Origin of the sequence: Catellatospora bangladeshensis (assembly GCF_016862575.1) — a bacterium.
In the GTDB taxonomy this organism is placed as follows: domain Bacteria; phylum Actinomycetota; class Actinomycetes; order Mycobacteriales; family Micromonosporaceae; genus Catellatospora; species Catellatospora bangladeshensis.
In genome coordinates, this window is the sequence record NZ_BONF01000026.1 from 27,441 (window position 1) to 44,758 (window position 17,318).

17 protein-coding genes are annotated in these 17,318 nt (G+C 73.0%); 10 read left to right on the forward strand and 7 right to left on the reverse strand.

Annotation, left to right across the window (positions count from 1 at the left end; all coding sequences use genetic code 11):
• Positions 1-21 precede the first annotated feature (21 nt).
• Entirely contained in the window at positions 22-393 is a 372-nt protein-coding gene (locus Cba03nite_RS21410; protein WP_203749035.1) for an MmcQ/YjbR family DNA-binding protein, read from the forward strand.
• Positions 394-536: 143 nt separating this feature from the next.
• On the opposite strand, the gene Cba03nite_RS21415 is transcribed toward Cba03nite_RS21410, so the two are convergent.
• Positions 537-818, reverse strand: coding sequence for a Dabb family protein (locus tag Cba03nite_RS21415; protein ID WP_203749037.1), 282 nt, complete (start codon positions 816-818; stop codon positions 537-539).
• Positions 819-908: 90 nt separating this feature from the next.
• On the opposite strand from Cba03nite_RS21415, the gene Cba03nite_RS39915 reads away from it, so the two are divergent.
• From Cba03nite_RS39915 to Cba03nite_RS21460, 9 genes are read left to right on the forward strand one after another with little or no spacing between them, the layout of a single operon-like run.
• Complete coding sequence (locus tag Cba03nite_RS39915) at positions 909-2,669, forward strand: nitrilase-related carbon-nitrogen hydrolase (protein WP_239125931.1); 1,761 nt, start codon at positions 909-911, stop codon at positions 2,667-2,669.
• Between the two features lie 6 nt (positions 2,670-2,675).
• Positions 2,676-3,479, forward strand: a complete 804-nt coding sequence (locus Cba03nite_RS21425; protein ID WP_203749039.1) for an oxidoreductase — start codon at positions 2,676-2,678, stop codon at positions 3,477-3,479.
• Positions 3,476-4,444, forward strand: coding sequence for an alpha/beta hydrolase family protein (locus Cba03nite_RS21430; RefSeq protein WP_203749041.1), 969 nt, complete (start codon positions 3,476-3,478; stop codon positions 4,442-4,444). The genes Cba03nite_RS21425 and Cba03nite_RS21430 overlap by 4 nt, the downstream gene beginning before the upstream one ends.
• A gap of 4 nt (positions 4,445-4,448) precedes the next feature.
• Entirely contained in the window at positions 4,449-5,651 is a 1,203-nt protein-coding gene (locus tag Cba03nite_RS21435) for an aromatic ring-hydroxylating dioxygenase subunit alpha (RefSeq protein WP_203749043.1), read from the forward strand.
• Complete coding sequence (locus Cba03nite_RS21440) at positions 5,648-6,370, forward strand: hypothetical protein (RefSeq protein ID WP_203749045.1); 723 nt, start codon at positions 5,648-5,650, stop codon at positions 6,368-6,370. The genes Cba03nite_RS21435 and Cba03nite_RS21440 overlap by 4 nt, the downstream gene beginning before the upstream one ends.
• Positions 6,363-7,313, forward strand: a complete 951-nt coding sequence (locus Cba03nite_RS21445; protein ID WP_203749047.1) for a hypothetical protein — start codon at positions 6,363-6,365, stop codon at positions 7,311-7,313. Before Cba03nite_RS21440 ends, Cba03nite_RS21445 begins: the two co-directional genes overlap by 8 nt.
• Complete coding sequence (locus Cba03nite_RS21450; RefSeq protein ID WP_203749050.1) at positions 7,310-8,083, forward strand: SDR family oxidoreductase; 774 nt, start codon at positions 7,310-7,312, stop codon at positions 8,081-8,083. The genes Cba03nite_RS21445 and Cba03nite_RS21450 overlap by 4 nt, the downstream gene beginning before the upstream one ends.
• Entirely contained in the window at positions 8,080-8,745 is a 666-nt protein-coding gene (locus Cba03nite_RS21455) for a hypothetical protein (RefSeq protein WP_203749052.1), read from the forward strand. Before Cba03nite_RS21450 ends, Cba03nite_RS21455 begins: the two co-directional genes overlap by 4 nt.
• Positions 8,742-9,485 carry a maleate cis-trans isomerase family protein gene (locus tag Cba03nite_RS21460; protein WP_203749054.1) on the forward strand — a complete coding sequence of 248 codons (744 nt, stop codon included), beginning with the start codon at positions 8,742-8,744 and terminating at the stop codon, positions 9,483-9,485. Before Cba03nite_RS21455 ends, Cba03nite_RS21460 begins: the two co-directional genes overlap by 4 nt.
• 101 nt (positions 9,486-9,586) lie before the next feature.
• On the opposite strand, the gene Cba03nite_RS21465 is transcribed toward Cba03nite_RS21460, so the two are convergent.
• The 6 genes from Cba03nite_RS21465 to Cba03nite_RS21490 all read right to left on the reverse strand — a co-directional run bounded on the left by Cba03nite_RS21465 (position 9,587) and on the right by Cba03nite_RS21490 (position 17,288).
• On the reverse strand, positions 9,587-10,186 hold the full coding sequence (locus Cba03nite_RS21465) for a neocarzinostatin apoprotein domain-containing protein (RefSeq protein WP_203749056.1): 600 nt from the start codon (positions 10,184-10,186) through the stop codon (positions 9,587-9,589).
• 13 nt (positions 10,187-10,199) lie between these two features.
• Positions 10,200-12,977 (reverse strand): ABC transporter permease subunit, encoded by a 2,778-nt coding sequence (locus Cba03nite_RS21470; RefSeq protein ID WP_203749058.1) that lies wholly within the window; start codon positions 12,975-12,977, stop codon positions 10,200-10,202.
• A complete protein-coding gene (locus tag Cba03nite_RS21475) occupies positions 12,974-13,693 on the reverse strand; it encodes an ABC transporter ATP-binding protein (protein WP_203749060.1) in 720 nt (239 codons plus the stop codon). The genes Cba03nite_RS21470 and Cba03nite_RS21475 overlap by 4 nt, the downstream gene beginning before the upstream one ends.
• A complete protein-coding gene (locus tag Cba03nite_RS21480) occupies positions 13,683-15,020 on the reverse strand; it encodes an ABC transporter substrate-binding protein (RefSeq protein ID WP_203749062.1) in 1,338 nt (445 codons plus the stop codon). The genes Cba03nite_RS21475 and Cba03nite_RS21480 overlap by 11 nt, the downstream gene beginning before the upstream one ends.
• Positions 15,021-15,024: 4 nt before the next feature.
• Entirely contained in the window at positions 15,025-16,194 is a 1,170-nt protein-coding gene (locus Cba03nite_RS21485) for a hypothetical protein (RefSeq protein WP_203749064.1), read from the reverse strand.
• Between the two features lie 149 nt (positions 16,195-16,343).
• Positions 16,344-17,288, reverse strand: coding sequence for a WxL protein peptidoglycan domain-containing protein (locus Cba03nite_RS21490; protein WP_203749067.1), 945 nt, complete (start codon positions 17,286-17,288; stop codon positions 16,344-16,346).
• Positions 17,289-17,318 lie beyond the last annotated feature (30 nt).

A 17,318-nucleotide genomic window follows, 5' to 3' on the forward strand; every position in this document is an offset into this window, starting at 1 on the left:
CGGCTGACGAGAGCGAACGTGATGGCTGACGCCGACGACGTCCGCCGCCTGGCGCTCGCCCTGCCGCACGTGGTCGAGATCGACAGCGCGGGCTTCGACTTCCGGGTCGCGAACAAGGGCTTCGTCTGGTCGTATCCCGAGCGCCTGCCGGGCAGGCCGCGGGTCATCCGCACCGACGTCGCCGTGCTGTACGTCGGCGATGAGGCCGAGAAGCAGGCGCTGCTGCTCGGCGAGCCGGAACGCTTCTTCACCACCCCGGCCTACGACGGAATGCCCCTGGTCATGCTGCGCCTGGCACAGGTCGACGCCGACCGCCTCGCCGAGCTGGTCACCGACGCCTGGCGCATGCGCGCCCCGGACGAGCTGGCCGCCGAACTTCCCGAGACCGCCTGAGCAACGCGCGGCGACATCGCCAACGATGATCGCTGCCTCGTGTCGAAACCTTTGGCCAGACCTTGGGTTTCGACACAAACTAGCGATCATGGCGCGAGCCGCACCACGCGGGCGGCGCGGGGCGCGGGCGGAGGCGGGGTGGCTCAGGAGGTGTAGTCGACGACCACGCGGGACGCGAGGCGGGGGCGGAGCCACTGGGCGAGTTCCAGGTGCGCCGGGTGCTTCTGGTATCCGGCCAGGCCCTCGGCGTCGGCGTGGGTGCTGACCATGCACAGGTGCGCCGAGACGGGAGTGTGCAGCTCATCGAGGTGCACGCGCATGCTGAGAATCTCCGGAACGTCACCCACCAGGCCTTCCAAAAGATCCTTCGCCTTGGCAGCATCGGCTGCGTCGGTGAACGTCATCAGCACTACGTGAGAAAGCATCACGACCCCTCTGGTCGACCCCTGTTGCGAACGCTCCCGCGAGTGTAGTTTTGGGAAACAGCGTTTCGCTAGGGGAACCGGAGACAGTGCATGGCTCCAGTACGGGTCGCCGCGGTGCAGCTCGCCGCGTCGCAGGACGTCGACGGCAACCTCGCCGCGTGCCTGCGTCTCATCGACGACGCCGCCGCACAGGGCGCACAGCTCATCGTGCTGCCTGAATTCTGCAACCACCTGTCCTACTACGCCGACCGGGCCCAGGCGCACCAGCTCGCGACCCGGCCCGGCGACCCGTTCCTGACCGCGGTCGCCGACCGCGCCCGCAGGCACGGCGTACACATAAAGATCAACGTCACCCACGCGCACCCGGACGGGCGCACCGGCGGGACGAACTTCCTGTTCGGCCCCGACGGCGCGGTGCTCGGCCAGTGCGATAAGCAGACCCTGATGGGCGCCGAGAACGACCATCTCGACCCGGCGACCGAGGTCGGCCCGATCATCGAGACGCCGCTCGGCCGCCTCGGCATGTACGCCTGCATGGAGGGCGTCATCAACGAGGTCGCCCGCGGCCTCGCGCTGCGCGGCGCGCAGGTGCTGCTCAACAGCCTCAACTCGTTCGCCCTGGACGAGGCGAGCCTGCACATCCCGGTCCGCGCGGCCGAGAACAAGGTGTGGGTCGTCGCCGCGAACAAGGTCGGGCCGCTGCTGCCGGAGGAGCACCTGCCCCGGCTCAGCGCGGCGCTGGGCGTACCGGCGGAGTGGCTGCACGGCGCGGGCGAGAGCCAGATCGTCGCCCCCGACGGGACGGTGCTGGCCAAGGGGCCGCGCACCGGCGAGGCGGTGGTCATCGCCGACATCGACCCGGACCTGGCCGACGGCAAGCGGCGCCCCGACGGCACCGACATCTTCGCCACCCGCCGCCCCGACCTCTACACCGACATCGCCGAGCCTCCGCACGGCCGCCGCCGCCCTCCGGGCGCCGACAACATCCAGGTCGCGGTGGTACGCGGCGACGCCGCCACCGCCGAACGCGAGACCGCCCTGGCCGCCGCCTCCGGCGCCCAGCTGATCGTGGTCCACGAGGGCGACCCGGCGGCCGTGGCCGCGGCGCTCGACGGCACCCGCGCCCACGCCGTGGTCGGCACTCCCGGCGGTCCGGTCCTGGTCGACGCGACCGGCGTCGTCGCGCGTCAGCCCCGGCTACACAGTGCCGCGAACGACGGCAACTCCTGGGTTGCCACGGCAACACAGGGGTTGCCCTCCGCCGCGGCAGACCACTCCGGCACGGTCCACACCTCCTGGGATGTAGCTACATCCCAGAAGTTGTCGGCCGCGCAGGAGACCGGTGCCCCCGGCACCGCACCCGAGCCGGGCGCGCAGGCCGCAACCGGCCCCGCTCCGGAGACGGATGCGCTGGTCACGGTCGACCTGGCCTGGGGACGGCTGGCGATGGTGGCCGGCGGCGACTCGATCTACCCGGAGCTGTTCCGGGTCGCGGCGCTGCGGGACGTGGACGTGGTCGCCGTGACCGTGGAGACCGCGGAGACCTGGGAGCTCGCCCTCGGGCTGCCGGAACGGGCGGCGGAGAACCGGCTCAACGTGGTCGCGGCGACGCCGGTGCATCAGGAGGCGGCGGTGTTCGCGCTGTCGCCGGACTTCACGCTGTGGACCGCCTGGCAGGGGCCGTTCACCGGGCGGATCAGCCACCCGGTGGTCACGGCCGTGCCGGCGGGCCAGGCCGCGGGGCGCGCGGACGTCGCCCCCGCCCAGGCCGCCAACCGGCTGGTGTCCCGCCAGACCGATCTCGTCGACGGCCGCCCGTGGCGGCTGGTGCACGCCCTCACAGAAAGGTAGGCCACGGTGGCCGAAACGCTCCGGCACGTCGAGGACATGGTCGACAACTCGCCCGTCATCGACGTGCACGACACCTTCCACCAGTATCAGCAGCTGCTCGCCGAGCTGAAGGCGAAGATCGACGCCCGATTCGAGCTGCACCGCGACGAGTCCACCCTGGAGCTGGACTCGTACGGGCAGTACCCGGACGGCCCCGGCGGCTCGCTGGCCGCGTACAGCGGGCCGGAGGTCGACTGGATGGTGCACTCCTGGCTCGGCAACCCGGGCGCGAGCTTCGCCAACCTGCACCTGACCGTGTGGCTCGGCCCGCAGGTCAAGGTGCCGCACCTGGGCCTGGCCCTGCTGGTGTGGCCGGAGGGCTGGTTCTACCTCGACTCGGTGCCGCGGGTGAACATGGTCGAGGACGGCGAGTACTACGACCGCTACTACGCCCCGCTGGACCAGGACTGGCTGGCGCACCGGGCCGACCCGGAGTTCGAGTACTTCGTCAGCCGGGCCGGGTTCATCCGGGCCAGCCTGTCGCCGACGGCGTACTGCTACTCGTTCAAGCGCAGCACCCGCAACCTCGACATCGTGCGGCAGCTGACCCACGCGCACGTGGACCGCTGGCTGCGCTGGGTGGACGAGGCCGAGCCGGTGCCGGTCGAGGAGCGCGCCGCGCTGGCCGAGACGGACCTGCGGATCCGGCGCAACATCGCCGACCGTGATCCGGCCAACGTGATGGGTGTGCGCTTCTTCGGCCAGGAGACCACCGACAAGCTGGTCCGCGGCCTGTGGGGCGGGGACCGGAAGTCGGAGCGCCCGCGATGAGCACGATCCGTTCGGTGTGGTGGGCGGCGACGATGCCCGGCCACGAGCCGCCGTTCGACACAGCTCACCTGCGCGTCTACTACTCGGCGGTGCCGGACGGCTCCGACCGCGAGCGGCTGTCGGGGGTCATGGCGGCGGACACGTCCGGCGCGCCGTACCCGGTGGCGCTGATCGTGTCCGGGGTGAACGTGGGCCAGGAGGCGTACCGCTGGCTGGCCTGCGCGCTGGCCGAGCGGGGCATCGTCGCGGTGACCTACGACTGGGTGGGAACGCTGTTCGGGGGCCTGCACGGGATCACGCCGGGCGTGGACCTGGACGCGGCCAAGCCCGACGGCTACGGCACCCGGCCGACCTGCCCGTCGCTGCGGCCGGTGCTGGACGCGCTGGCCGCGATGACCGGGCCGGTGGCGGGACTGCTGGACCTGGACCGGGTGGCGCTGATCGGCCATTCGGCGGGCGGGACGGTGGCGCTGCAGTCGGCGAGCTTCCTGCCGGAGATCAAGGCGGTCGCGACGTACGGCGCGCACACCATGGTCGCGACGATGCTGGGCTGGCCGGCGGGCACGGTCCTGCCGGCCCAGGCCGACTGCCCGGTGCTGCTGGTCGCGGGCGAGAACGACGGCGTGATCAACGGCTCGGCGGACCGCTACGGCGAGGACGCGGCGACCCGGCGGGATCCGATCACGCGCACGTTCGACGAGGCGCTGCCCGACCGGGACGGCGCCAACCTGCTGGTGCGGCTCGCGGGGGCGAACCACTTCGGGATCGTGCACCCGGTCGACCACACGGCGGCGCGGGCGTTCCTGGACCTGCCCGCCGACGGCGACCCGGCCGAGCATCGCGCGCTGCTGGCGGAGCTGGTCGGCGCGTTCTGCCGTACGCACCTGCGCGGCGGCCCGGACGCGCAGGCTGAGCTGGACAAACTTACCGAGAATCCCGGCGTCGCCGCGGTCCGGCGGAGGTAGAGCCATGTTGAAGAACTTCTGGTACGCGGTCGAGTTCGCCGACCGGGTGACCACCAAACCGGCCCGGGTCACCGTGCTCGGCCAGCACCTCGCGCTCTACCGCACGCCGAAGGGGCGCCCGGTGGCGCTGTCGGACCTGTGCGTGCACCGCGGCGCGGCGCTGTCGGGCGGCTGGACCAAGGACGGCTGCATCGTCTGCCCGTACCACGGCTGGGAGTACGACGCCGACGGCCAGTGCACGAAGATCCCGGCGAACCTGCCGGGCCGGAGCATCCCGAAGAAGGCCCGGGTGGACTCGTACCCGGTGCAGGAGAAGTACGGCTTCGTCTGGGTATTCATGGGCGACCTGCCCGAACAGGAGCGCCCGCCGCTGCCGGTGTGGCCGGAGTTCGACGACCTGAAGGAGAACGGCGGCCGCTTCCGGGCGGTGACCGGCGAGTTCCTGTGGAAGGCGAACTACGAGCGCATCCTGGAGAACGGCTGCGACATCGCGCACGCGCCGTTCGTGCACGCGGGCGCGTTCGGCAACCCGGAGCGCCCGGAGGTCGCCGAGTACGAGCTGGAGACACCGGACGAGTGGTCGGCGTTCGCGACGGTGGACCTCTACCCGCCGCGTCCCAAGGGCATCTGGGCGCTGCTCAACCGCAACAAGGGCGACCTGAGCAACCGCCCGCCGGTGCGCACCTCGGCCGGCTGGATGCTGCCGAACATGATCAAGCTGCACGTGCGGCTGCCGATCGGCGAGCTGATCATCTACGACACGAACATCCCGGTCGACGAGACGACCACGCTGGTCAAGTGGGTCGCGCTGCGCACCTTCTTCACCGGCAAGTGGGCCGACAAGAACGCGATCAACCGTACCCTCAAGATCTTCTACGAGGACGCGGAGGTCGTGAACAAGGTCCGGCCGGAGCTGCTGCCCTTCGACCTGGGCGCGGAGCTGCACATCAAGAGCGACCTGATCGCCGTGCACTACCGGCGCCGCCGCCAGGAGCTGGCCGAGAAGGGCTGGCTGCTGTCCGAGGAGGACAGCATCACCGGCGACGTACCGCGCCGCACCGCGACCGTGATCGCCTCCCCCGCCCGCCGGGAGAACCCCGAACTGGCCCGCGCGTGGGTGCACAAGGCCCGCGGCGAGCACCCCACCGTCCAGGCCGCCTGGGACGCCGCGCAGGCGCAGGCCGCCGAGTCCGAGGAGACACCGTGAGCCTGCCCGCCGACCTGTGCGAGCGCACCCTGAACCGCATCCTCGCCGCCCACCCCGACCTGGTCGAGCAGGAGACCCCGCTCGCCTCGCTGACCAGCCCGATGTCGCCCGCGCCGGTCGGCTCGGTGCGCGTCTTCAAGGGCTCGGCCGTGGCGAAGGTGGTGTACGTCGGCCTGGTCGTCCCGATGATCCAGCTCGACAGCCACATGATCTTCGCGTTCACCCCGGAGGACTCGGCCGTCCCCCACTTCACCCTGGACTCGGTGTACGGCGGCGCGTACCACGCGTTCCACCTGGACCTGATCCCGCGCGCCGACCTGGCCTCGCACCTGCCCTACCTGGACGCGGCGTTCCACCCGCTGAGTCCGGTGTTCGAGTCGGCGGCGGGCATCGAGGGCCTGACGCCGGCCGCGATCGGGCCCCGGCAGCGGGCCATCATGTCGCCGTGGATGCTGGTCAACCGCGCGTCCGAGGAGGCGTTCGCGGCGATCACCGAGCACGTGGACGCGTACGCCGCGCACTGGTCGGGCCTGGTCGACAAGGGCCTGCCGGACGACGTGCTTGCCGGGCTGGCCGACACCGACCTGGCCGCCCGGGACACCGCCGTGCGCGCCAACATCTTCAGCCGCGACGTCGACCCGGTCTGGGCGCAGGTGTCCCGGCTGCTCGGCGACGAGACGACCGACGCCATCCGCGCCGAGCTGGTGGCCAATGGCTGAGCCCAGCGAGTGGCAGAAGCGCATCACCGGGGAGTGGCACGGCCGCCCGTCGCTGTTCGACGCCACCGGCACCTGGTGCGGGTACGAGGACATCCGCCGCTCCTCGGTGTTCGAGAACGGTGTGACCACGTACTACATGGACGGCGGGCTGACCGGGGGCGGGCCGCTGGCCGGTCAGTTCCGGCTCGGCGCGCCGTTCGCGTTCGGGGTCAAGGACGCCGACGACAACCGCGTCTACACCGGACCGGACTTCTACGGCACCGGGCAGCCCTACGGCTCGTTCGTGGACTCGCACTACTACGGGCCCGGCTGGCAGGTGGACCTCAACACCTGGAACCAGATCCTGCCCGACGGCCAGACGCAGGTGTACTCGTCGGTGCTCTACCAGGGCTGGTCCGTCGTGGGCTGCTTCAACGGCGTCTACACCCGCTCGCACGACCACGACGAGAACCCGCAGACGCAGGCCAGGGTCGCCGACTTCCTGGCGGCCGAGACCCGCCGCGGGCCCGTCCCGCACATCATGCCCACCAAGCAGGCCGGGGCGTACGCGGGCAGCGTCGAACTCTGGGGCGCCGACCAGAAACTGCGCGGCACGGTCGACATCCGGCTCGCCCTCGAACCGGTCGACCTGCTGCACACCCGCCGCACCATCACCTGGTCCGGCGCACTGAACCGCACCGCCACCGCCGTGGCCCGCCGCGACGGCAACCGGCTGTTCCACGAAGGCCCCGAGGTGTGGGGCAACGCGATCGCGTTCGGCCGGGCCGCGTTCGGGTCGCTGCACTTCACCGACGTGGTGAAGGTGAAGACCCGCGAGGTCCTCATCGACGCCGAGCCGGGCATGTCCGCCGGTAAGCAGCTGGCCGTCGTGTACGAGCTGTTCGACGGCAACGTGCTCGACGGCGTCATGCACGGCCTGCTGGAGTGGGAGGACGCGGCATGAGCAAGGTGGTCGTCGTAACGGGCGGCACCAGGGGCATCGGCCTGGGGCTGGTGCGGGAGCTGGCCGCACGCGGCGCGCAGGTCGTCTACTGCGGACGGTCGGTCGACTCCGTCAAGCGCGCGGGCGAGCAGGTGCCGCAGGCGTACGGCGTCGTCGCCGACGTCACCGACCGCGACGCGGTGCGGAACCTGTGGGACGCGGCCGTCGAGAAGCACGGGCGCGTCGACATCTGGATCAACAACGCGGGCATGTCCCCCGCCCGCCACAGGCTGTGGGAGCTGCCGCCCGGCGAGCTGGACGCCACCGTGGACCTGAACCTGCGCGGGCTGCTGTACGCGAGCGCGGTCGTGCTGGCCGGGATGACCGCCCAGGGCCACGGCGCGCTGTGGAACATGGAGGGCTTCGGCTCCAACGGCATGATCCGGCCCGGCCTGACCGTGTACGGCGCCACCAAACGCGCCGTCACGTACACCACGGACAGCCTGGCCAAGGAGGTGGCGGGCACCGGCGTGACCGTGCACCATCTGTCCCCCGGCATGGTCGTCACCGACCTGCTGACGCACGACTACACGCCGGAGGAGCTGGCCCAGGCGAAGAAGATCTTCAACATCCTGGCCGACCGGGTCGAGACCGTCACCCCCTGGCTGGCCGCGAAGGTGCTGGCCGGCACCCCCAACGGGGGCCGGGTGGCGTGGCTGACCCGGGGCAAGGCGTTCTGGCGGTTCATGACCGCGTTCCGTAAGCGAGACGTGTTCGGGGAGAACGAGTGAACACCAACGACTACCCGGTGATCATGGCGGTGGAGGACTACGTCCCCGTGCTGCTGGCGCTGGCCGGGTTCTGGCTGCTGGGCGGCGCGTCCCAGCGGATCGACCCGGTCGCCGCCCTGCTCGGCCGGGCCGGGGCCGTCCTCATCGGCCTGGGCGGCGTCGCCAAATCGACCTGGAAACTGGTGCTGTCGTCCACCGGCACCGACTGGCCCTGGCTGGAGCAGTCGCTGTTCCCGCTGATGGCGACCGGTGCGCTGCTGGTGCTGTGGTCACTGACCACCACGCTGCGCGGCAAGGTCACCCCGTGGTGGCCGTACGCCCTGGTCTGGGTGGCCGTCGCCGGGGCCGCGATCGGCACGGGCAGCCTGCAGCCGGCCTTCATCGCCGCGACCGCGGGCGTGACGCTGATCAGCGTGCTGGGCGCGGTGCTGGCCGGGCGCCGCCGGGCCTGGCTCGCGGTGGTCCTGTTCGTGCTCGGCATCGTCGGCGTGACCGCGATGGTGCCGCTGCGCAACCACCCCGACCACCACACGGTCGCGTTCCAGTGGATCGAGCAGGGCACCAACACCGTCGCGCAGACCCTGTTCCTGATCGCCGCCCTGCTGACGGTCCGGGCGGCCACCCGCGCACCGAGCCCTGAGCCGGTGGGTGTCCCGGCATGACCGACGCACTGGGCTGGCGGCGCAAGTTCGGCGTCATCGCGCCGTCCACCAACACGATCGTCGAGCCGGACTTCTACTCGATGACGGTGCCGGGCGTGACGGCGCACTTCTCCCGCATCCACATCCGCAACCAGGACCTGTCCGACGACGCGAACTTCGAGCACCTGCTGGTGCAGATCCGCGACGAGATCGGCGCGGCCTGCGAGCGGGTGCTGACCTGCGAGCCCGACTACATGGTCATGGGCATGTCGGCGGAGACGTTCTGGGGCGGGGTCGAGGGTAACCGCGAGTTCGTACGCCAGATCAATGCCATCACCGGCCTGGAGGTGGCCACGGGCGCCGAGGCGTGCGAGCGCGCGCTGAAACTGTACGGGGCGCGCCGCATCGGCGTGGTCACGCCCTACCAGCCCGTCGGCGACCAGAACGTGGTCAAGTTCTTCTCGGAGATCGGGTTCGAGGTCACCGCGATCGAGGGCCTGAGGTGCCCGACGGCCGTGGCGATCGCTCACGTCACCGAGGACGAGCTGCGCGAGGCTATCCGCAAGGTGGACGGCCCCGACGTGGACGCGATTGTGCAGTGCGGCACCAACCTGTCCATGGTCCGCCTGGCCGACGAGGCCGAGCGCTGGCTCGGCAAGCCCGTCATCGCCATCAACGCCGCCACCTGGTGGATGGCCCTGCGCGACAACGGCATCACCGACAAGGTGTACGGCGCGGGTTCCCTCCTCCGCGACCACTGACCCCTCAGGTCCGCTCGCGATGATCGCGAGTTCGTGTCGAAACCTATGGCTGAACTTGAGGTTTCGACACGAACTCGCGATCATTCGTTTGGGGCGGAACGTCAGGCAGGCGCGGAGGCGCGCCGGCGGCGCGGCAGGAGCAGCAGGAAGCCGATGCCCGGCAGCAGCAGGGCCGTACCGGCCAGGACGATGTACCAGTGCTCGTCTCCCGGTCCGGTCTTGGCGAGGTTGCCTCCGCCGCCGCCAGAGGACGCGGTCGGCGCGGCCGAGCTGCCCGACGACGTGCCGAAGGAGATCTTCACGCTGGTCGCGTTCGCCTTGACGATGTCGTCGGAGGCCGACGACGGCAGGATCTGCGCCGCGATCACGCACTGGCGCTTGGTGCAGTCGAACGAGCCGAACTTCTTCGCGACCCGCAGCGTCACCGCCGGGATCTTCCCGCTGGCGTCGGCGTTGACGAACTGCGCGCCGCCGGCCAGGTTGCAGTCGGTCGGCCCCTTCACCTCGGCGATGCACTGCCCGATGGCGATCTGCTTCAGGCTCGCGGTGAAGCCCGAACCGTTGACGGTGATCTGCGAGCCGTCGGACAGGCCGCTGGACTTGCTCAGCCGCAGCGTCGGCTTCGCCGCCGCGGGCTGGGCCGCTATCGGCACGGCCACCGCCACGACGGCGAGGATCGCGACCATACGTGCTCTCCACATGGGATTCTCCTCCTCAGACGGGTACGCCGGAGCGGTGCACCGCCGCGGCATCGGTCCCCAGGTACGCGGCGACCACGGCGGGGTGCTCGCGCACCTGGCCGGGGGTGCCGTCGGCGATGATCCGGCCGGCGTCCATGGCGACCATCCGCCGCGCCAGCCGGGACAGCAGCGGCAGGTCGTGCTCGATCACCAGCAGCGCGACGCCCAGCTCCTGGTTGACCCGCAGCAGCAGGCTCGCCAGCGCCACCCCGTCGGCCTGGGACACGCCCGACGACGGCTCGTCGAGCAGCAGCAGGGCCGGTTCGAGGGCGAGCAGGCAGGCCAGCTCGGTGGTGCGGCGGGTGCCGGTGGACAGCGCCGCGACCGGCCGGTCGGCGACCTCGCCGAGGTCGAACAGGTCGAGCAGCTCGGCGGCGCGGGTGGCCTGCCGCCGCTGCGGCCCGCGCCCGCCCAGCGCGGCCGTGAGCAGCCCTTCGGGTGCGGTGCGCGCGGCGGCGACCATGAGGGATTCGCGTACGGTCAGCGTCGGGAACAGCCGCGAGTCCTGGAACGAGCGGACCAGCCCGAGCCGCGCCCGGCGCTGCGGGCTGTACGCGGTCACGTCCCGCCCGGCGAACTCGACCCGGCCGGCGTCCGGCTTGGTGAACCCGGCGAGGATCTCGAACAGCGTGGTCTTGCCCGCGCCGTTCGGCCCGATGATGCCGACCACCTCCCCGGCGGCCACGCTCAGGTCCACCCCGCCGACGGCCTGCACCCCGCCGAACGCCCGAGCGACCCCGCCCGCCCGCAGCAGCGGCCCGTCCCCCACCGCGAGCGGCCTGGTCCGTGCGGGCAGCCGCACGCCGCGCCCTGCTTCCAGCGTTTGATCAGATGCCGAGGTCGCCGCCGGTTCTGCTGCCGGGTGCCTGCGCGGTAGCGGTGGGGGTGGTGCCACCGGCGCCGTACCGGCGGTCTCCGTGCGGTCGCCGCGCCTGCCGGGCAGCCTGCGGAGGAGGCGGGCGACGGGTTCGCCGAGGCCGCCGGGGAGCAGGACGACGACGAGCAGCCAGCCCAGGGTGAGCGCGGCCTGGCCGATGATGCCCAGCTCGACGAGTCCGGGTATGCCGACCAGCAGCAGCGCGCCGAGGATCGGGCCGCCGAGCAGGCCGAGCCCGCCGACTACGGTCAGCGCGACCGCGTCGATGCCCGCCACGGCCGGGAAGCTGTTGACGGTGACCTGCGTCTGGCCGTGCGCGATGACGACGCCGCCGAGCCCGGCCAGCGCCCCGGCGGCCGCGTACACCTGCAGCTTGCGCAGCGGCGCGGGCACGCCGAGCGCCCGTGCCGCGTCCTCGTTGTCGCGCAGCGCGAGCACGGTGCGGCCGAACCCGCCCGCCCGCAGCCGGTGCGCCAGCCACAGCGCGAGCACCAACATCAGCAGCGCGAACAGGTAGTAGTCCTTGGCGAGCACCAGCACGTACCCGGTCCAGGCGGGTTTGGGGGCGCTGACGCCGTCGCCGAGGAGCACGGGCAGCCGCAGCAGCCACGCCTCGGCGGCCAGCGCGAACGCGAGGGTGGTGGCGGCGAGCGCGACGCCGCGCAGGCGCAGCGCGGGCAGGCCGACCAGTGCGGCGGCCCCGGCCGCGGCGGCACACCCGGCGACCGCACCGGCGAAGAAGTTCCCCGTGGACGCCGACACGTGCACGGACACGGCCGCGCCGACGCCCGCGAACGCGAACTGGCCCAGCGACAGCTCCCCGGCCAGCCCGGTCACCAGCAGCACGGACAGCCCGACCACGGCGAAGCCGGCCACCGCGGTCAGCGCCGACGCGGTCTCATTGCTGATCAGGTACGCCGCACCCGCCGCCGCGAGCAGCCCGGCGGCCGCCGCGATCCGGGTGGCCGGGGTGCCCGGCACGGGCACGGCGCGCGGCCAGCGCACCTGCTCGCCGTCGCGCCGCCCGAGCCGGGGCTGGGACAGCAGCGCGACCAGGATGAACAGGGCCAGCGCGAGCGACACCCCGCCCCTGCCCGCGCCCATCGACAGCAGCAGCTGCTCGCCGACCCCGACGCCCAGGCAGGCGGCGAACGCGATCGGCAGCGACGCCATCCGGGCGGCGACCGCCCCGGCCAGGCCGCGCAGCAGCAGCTCGGGGCCGAGCGTGTCGATGGACTGGGCGCCCTGGGTGGGGGTGACCAGGATCGCCGAGAACGCGGCGACGGCACCGGCGATGGCCCAGGCCAGGGTGGTCATCCGGGCGGCGGGGATGCCGTCGAGCCGGGCGGTGTCGGCGTCGTCGGCGGCGGCGCGCACGGCCAGCCCGAACCGGCTGCGCCGCAGGAACAGCGCCAGCGCGCCCAGCAGCAGCGGCGACAGCAGCGCCATCGCGGTGAACGCGGGCCCTACCGGGGTGCGGCCCAGCGTGAACGACGGCATGCCGGGCGGCTTCGGGAAGGTCAGGCCGCTCAGCCCCTGGCTGTTCACCAGCAGCGCGAGCACCAGCACGAACTGCGACAGGCCCAGCGTGACGATCATGCCGGTGACTGCGGGGCGGCCCCGCAGGCGGCGGACGACCCCGGCCTCGATCGCGGCGGACACGCCCCCGGCGACCAGCAGGGCGGGCACGAACGCGAGCCAGTACGGCACCCCGGCCCCGTCGACCAGGCGGCCGAGCACGGCGGCGCCGAACACGCCGACGGAGCCGTGGGCGAAGTTGAGGAACCGGCTGGACCGGTACACGAGCACCAGGCCGACGGCGAGCAGGCCGTAGGTGAGCCCGGTGAACAGGCCGAGGACGATCGGGTCGATCATGCGTGACCACCCAGCACCAGGGAACGGACCAGCTCGGGGCGCGCGGCCAGCTCCTGCGGGCGGTGCTCGGCGGCGATCGCGCCGCGCTCCATGAAGTACACGCGGTCCACCAGGGACAGTGCGACGTTGACCGACTGCTCGACGACCAGGATCGCCATCCCGGAGTTGTTCAGCCGCCGCAGCATCTCCAGCAGCCCGCCGACCACGATCGGGGCGAGCCCGAGGGACAGCTCGTCGACGAGCAGCACCCTCGGCCGCTGCACCAGTGCCCTGGCCAGCGCCAGCATCTGCCGCTCGCCGCCGGACAGGGTCGAGGCGGGCTGCGCGGCCCGCTGCGCCAGGCGCGGGAACACCGCCAGCGCGGCGTCCACGGCCTCGCGGACCTGGGCCGCCGGGAGCGCGTACCCGTGCAGCCGCAGGTTGTCCAGCACCGACAGGGAGCCGAACGTGGCCTGGCCGACGACCGTGGACAGGCCGAGCCGCACCCGGCGCACGGCGGAGACGGCGGTGACGTCGTCCCCGTACAGCTCGATGCGGCCGGCGGTGGGCCGGTGCAGGCCGGACAGCACCCGCAGCAGCGTGGACTTGCCGACGCCGTTCGGCCCGCACAGGCCGACCAGCTCGCCGGGCCCTACCCGCAGGTCGACCCCGAACAGCGCCCGGACCGGGCCGTACGCGGCCTCGATCGCGGTGGCGCGCAGCGCGTCAGCCGGCAAAGCGCACCTCCTCGCCGCGGTAGCCGAAGCACCGGCACCCGGTGTCGTACGCGAGCACCCGGTAGCCGTTGCCCGCGGTGCGCCGCTCGCCGCCGAGCAGGCCGCTGGTGCCCGCCGCCGGGGTGAACCGGTCGCCGAGCGCGGTGGCGGCCTGCGCGAACGCGGCGGCGTTGAGGTTCGGCCCGAGGTCCTTGGCGGCGGCGTGCAGCAGCAGCGCGGCGTCGCAGTAGGTGAACGCGACACGCGCGTTCTCCCTGGTCGGGAACGTCTGCCCGCCCGCGGCGAAGATGTCCAGGCAGGCGCGTTCGGCGTCGCCGCCGGGGAACGGGAACCCGCTGTCGGGCACGTCCTGGCTCGGGTTGAACCCGATGCCGATCATCCCTTCGAGCGCGGCGACCGGGATGGTCTCCGGGTTGTTCACCAGGAACGCCGGGTTGTCGAAGCTGGACACGGCGTAGCGGGCGGTGTAGCTCTGCGCGGCGGCCGTGGTCAGGAAGAACGACGCGAGCCGTGCGCCGCCGAGGAACAGCACCCGGCTGACGCCCTTGCTGCGGAAGTCGACGACGGCCTGGTTGAGCCCCGCGTTCAGGGTGCCCAGGTCGGTGGTGTCGATCCAGGAGACGGTGGGGGCGACGCCGAGGCGGGTCAGCTCGGGTTCGGCCAGGCGCTGGTACACCGCGCGGTTGCTCGGGGTGTCCGCCGCGACCACGCCCGCGCCGGTGGCCCCGGCGAAGAAGTCCTGTTCGGACAGGGTACGCAGCAGCGCGGTGACGAACTCGTCGTAGCTGGGGTAACTGGCCGACCACAGGTAGGGCGAGAGCGCGGCGTAGGTCGCGTCGTCCGTGGCGACCACGGTGGCGTCGAGCATCAGCGTGCGGCGCTGGGCGTAGCAGGGCCGGGCGTTGGCCTGGAACTGCCCGGTGAGCACCACCGCGAACGCCTGGTCGTCCTGGGTGATCTGGTTGCAGAGCTTCTCCTCGGCGGCCGGGGAGTCGTTGCTCGCCTCGTACCTGCGGAACACGGCCTCCATCCGGCGCCCGGCGATGCCGCCGTTCGCGTTGACGTACGTCTCCAGGGCCTTGACCTGGGCCGGGAGGTCACCGGCGGACGCGGTGCGGAAGCCGAGGCTGCTGCCGGTGGTGCCGAGGTCGACACCGACGAACACCACCTTCACGGTGCTGTCGGTGACGCCGGGGCCGGTGCCGGTCAGCGCCGTGCCGGGCGGGCCGCCGTCGAGCGCGCCCGGCATGACGGCCGAGCAGCCGGTGAACGCCACCGCCGCCACCACCGCCGCGGCGGCCGCGCGCAGGGCCGTCGATCTGTCCAAGGGGTCACCTGCTTTCGCGGGAGGTGAGGAAGGTGTCGAGCGCGTCCAGGTCGACGACGGCGGTCGGCTGCTGCGCGTCGCGTTCCAGCAGGCGGCGCAGGTCGTCCGGGCTCAGCCGCCCGCCGGACAGCCGCCGGATGCGGCCCGCGCCGGGCGCGTCGTCGAACACGAGGTACGCGCCGAGGTCGGGCAGCCGCACGACGGCGGGCAGCAGCACCGGCCCGTCGACGGCCAGCTGCGGCCCGTGGCCCCGCGCGCGGCGGCGGCGCAGCAGCCTGCGCACCCCGAACGCGATCATGACCAGGCCGAGCAGGTTGAGCACCAGCAGGCCCCACGGCCAGGCCTCGTGCACCGCACGCGCCTGCCCGAGCCCGCCCATCTCCACGGTCACCGGGTAGTCCCCGATCGCCGCGAACGGGATCGGCACGGAGACCTGATAGGTCCGGGTCTCGCCGGGCCGCAGCTCCCCCGTCGCCGGGCCGGGCACCGCGTCGGCACCGTCGCCCACGCGCACGGTCAGCGGCACCCCCGACAGCGTCTGCGTCCCCGCGTTGCGCACCGTGTAGACCAGCGTCCTCCGGTGCGGCGCACCCAGCCAGGCCGCGAAGGACCTACCGCCGGTGAGCCGCGCCTCCACCACGTCGAGCCTCGCCGGGGTGCGCGCGGGTGTCGGCACCGGCCCGATCTGGTGGCCGGAGATCTCGATCGGCGCGTCGACGTGGCCGCCGTCCCCGGTGCCGACCGCGGACACGTGCACCACGCACGGGCAGGGCCGGGGCGGCTCGCCGACGGTCAGCGTGACGGCGAACCCGCCGTCGTTTCCCACTGCCGTGGCCAGCGCCGCGCGCATGTCGCAGGAGGACGATCCGGGCAGGGCCAGTTCCCCGCAGGTGACGAGCTGCACGAGCTGCCCGGCGGGCCAGTTCGCGCCGATCACCCGTACCCTGTCGCCGGGCCGGGCCCGCGCCGCCGACAGTGTGACGCTCCACCCGTCCCTGCGCGCCGCCGCAGGGAGCGAGGTGGCGTTCTGGGTGGTGCTCCGCTGCGGAGTCCGCAACCCAGAAGGTGCGAAGGCAACCCAGATGTTGCGGCCCGCCAGGGCGCTGGTGGCGCCGAGCCCGGCCGCACGGGCGCCGATGACGGCCGGGACGGTGTGCTCGCCGGTGCTCCACAACTCCTGTGTTGTAGGTACAACCCAGGAGTTGTGGCCTGCCACGGAAGTGGCCACCCGGGAGGTTTCAGCACTCACGCCTTCGGCGGCGGCCGGGCCGGGTGCACCCGGCAGAAGGAGCCCGGCCAGTAGCGCGGCGGCTGCGCGGCGGATCATGCCAGGCCTCGCGGGCGGGGCGTACGGGCGCGCCGGCGGCGGCGCAGCAGGACGGCGGCGACGGCCAGGAGCAGGGCGAGCGCGGCCAGGGTGGGCCATACGCCGACGAGGGTGGTGGTGCTCGACGTGGCACGGACGCCGCCCTCGGCGGTGACGGTGACGGTGGTGGAGACGATGTCGACGGGCCAGACGCCGGCCAGCGCGGCGCGCAGGCGGGTGCGGGCGCCGGGGACCAGGTCGAGGCGCGAGCCGGGACCGGCGGCGGTGACCCGGTGTCCGAACAGGCCGGAGGCGGTCACGGCGACGTCGGGCAGCAGGTGGGTGTTGCCGGTGTTGGCCAGGTCGTAGCCGACCTGGGTGCGGTCGGCGGTCAGCTCGGTGACGGCGAGGCCGGGCACGGTCGGGCCGCTGACACGCAGGTAGACGCGGGCCGCGACGGCGTGGGTGACCCCGACGGTCAGGCCGCCGGAGTCGAGCTGCCCGCTGGGCACGGCCTCGGCGGCCACCACGCCGCCGACGTGGTCGCCGGGGGTGGCGTTGGCGGGCACGGTGATGGTGAACGGGATGTCGGCCTGCCGCTTGGCGGGCACCACCACATCGGCCAGGCCCAGCCGCGTCCAGGAGCCGATGCCCTGCTGGCGCTCCTTCTCCGGGCGCAGGCCGAAGCCGCCGTCGCTGCTGGTGTTGAAGGCGTCCGCCCCGTACAGGCGCAGGGTCATCGGTCTGTCGGTGAGGTTGGCGACGCGGACCGAGTCGATGACGGTCTGGCCGGGCGGGGATTCGAGGAAGAAGTACTGGCGCGGGGTGGGGCCGGGGGTGGCGGGCGGGGTGGGGGTGACCGCCCAGCGGCCGTTGCCCGCCGCCTGGGCCGGCGCGGGCAGGAGCCCCGCGAGCAGCGCGGCGGCGAGGGCGACCGCGGCGGTGCGCGACCAGATGGCCATCGGCCTCTCCCGGGTGGTGGGATGGGATGG

What these genes read in the sequence shown, in the direction of transcription:
- Cba03nite_RS21410 (WP_203749035.1), top strand. Translation starts at nt 22, where the DNA reads ATGGCTGACGCCGACGACGTCCGCCGCCTGGCGCTCGCCCTGCCGCAC.
- Cba03nite_RS21415 (WP_203749037.1), bottom strand. Translation starts at nt 818, where the DNA reads ATGCTTTCTCACGTAGTGCTGATGACGTTCACCGACGCAGCCGATGCT.
- Cba03nite_RS39915 (WP_239125931.1), top strand. Translation starts at nt 909, where the DNA reads ATGGCTCCAGTACGGGTCGCCGCGGTGCAGCTCGCCGCGTCGCAGGAC.
- Cba03nite_RS21430 (WP_203749041.1), top strand. Translation starts at nt 3,476, where the DNA reads ATGAGCACGATCCGTTCGGTGTGGTGGGCGGCGACGATGCCCGGCCAC.
- Cba03nite_RS21435 (WP_203749043.1), top strand. Translation starts at nt 4,449, where the DNA reads ATGTTGAAGAACTTCTGGTACGCGGTCGAGTTCGCCGACCGGGTGACC.
- Cba03nite_RS21445 (WP_203749047.1), top strand. Translation starts at nt 6,363, where the DNA reads ATGGCTGAGCCCAGCGAGTGGCAGAAGCGCATCACCGGGGAGTGGCAC.
- Cba03nite_RS21450 (WP_203749050.1), top strand. Translation starts at nt 7,310, where the DNA reads ATGAGCAAGGTGGTCGTCGTAACGGGCGGCACCAGGGGCATCGGCCTG.
- Cba03nite_RS21460 (WP_203749054.1), top strand. Translation starts at nt 8,742, where the DNA reads ATGACCGACGCACTGGGCTGGCGGCGCAAGTTCGGCGTCATCGCGCCG.
- Cba03nite_RS21465 (WP_203749056.1), bottom strand. Translation starts at nt 10,186, where the DNA reads ATGTGGAGAGCACGTATGGTCGCGATCCTCGCCGTCGTGGCGGTGGCC.
- Cba03nite_RS21470 (WP_203749058.1), bottom strand. Translation starts at nt 12,977, where the DNA reads ATGATCGACCCGATCGTCCTCGGCCTGTTCACCGGGCTCACCTACGGC.
- Cba03nite_RS21490 (WP_203749067.1), bottom strand. Translation starts at nt 17,288, where the DNA reads ATGGCCATCTGGTCGCGCACCGCCGCGGTCGCCCTCGCCGCCGCGCTG.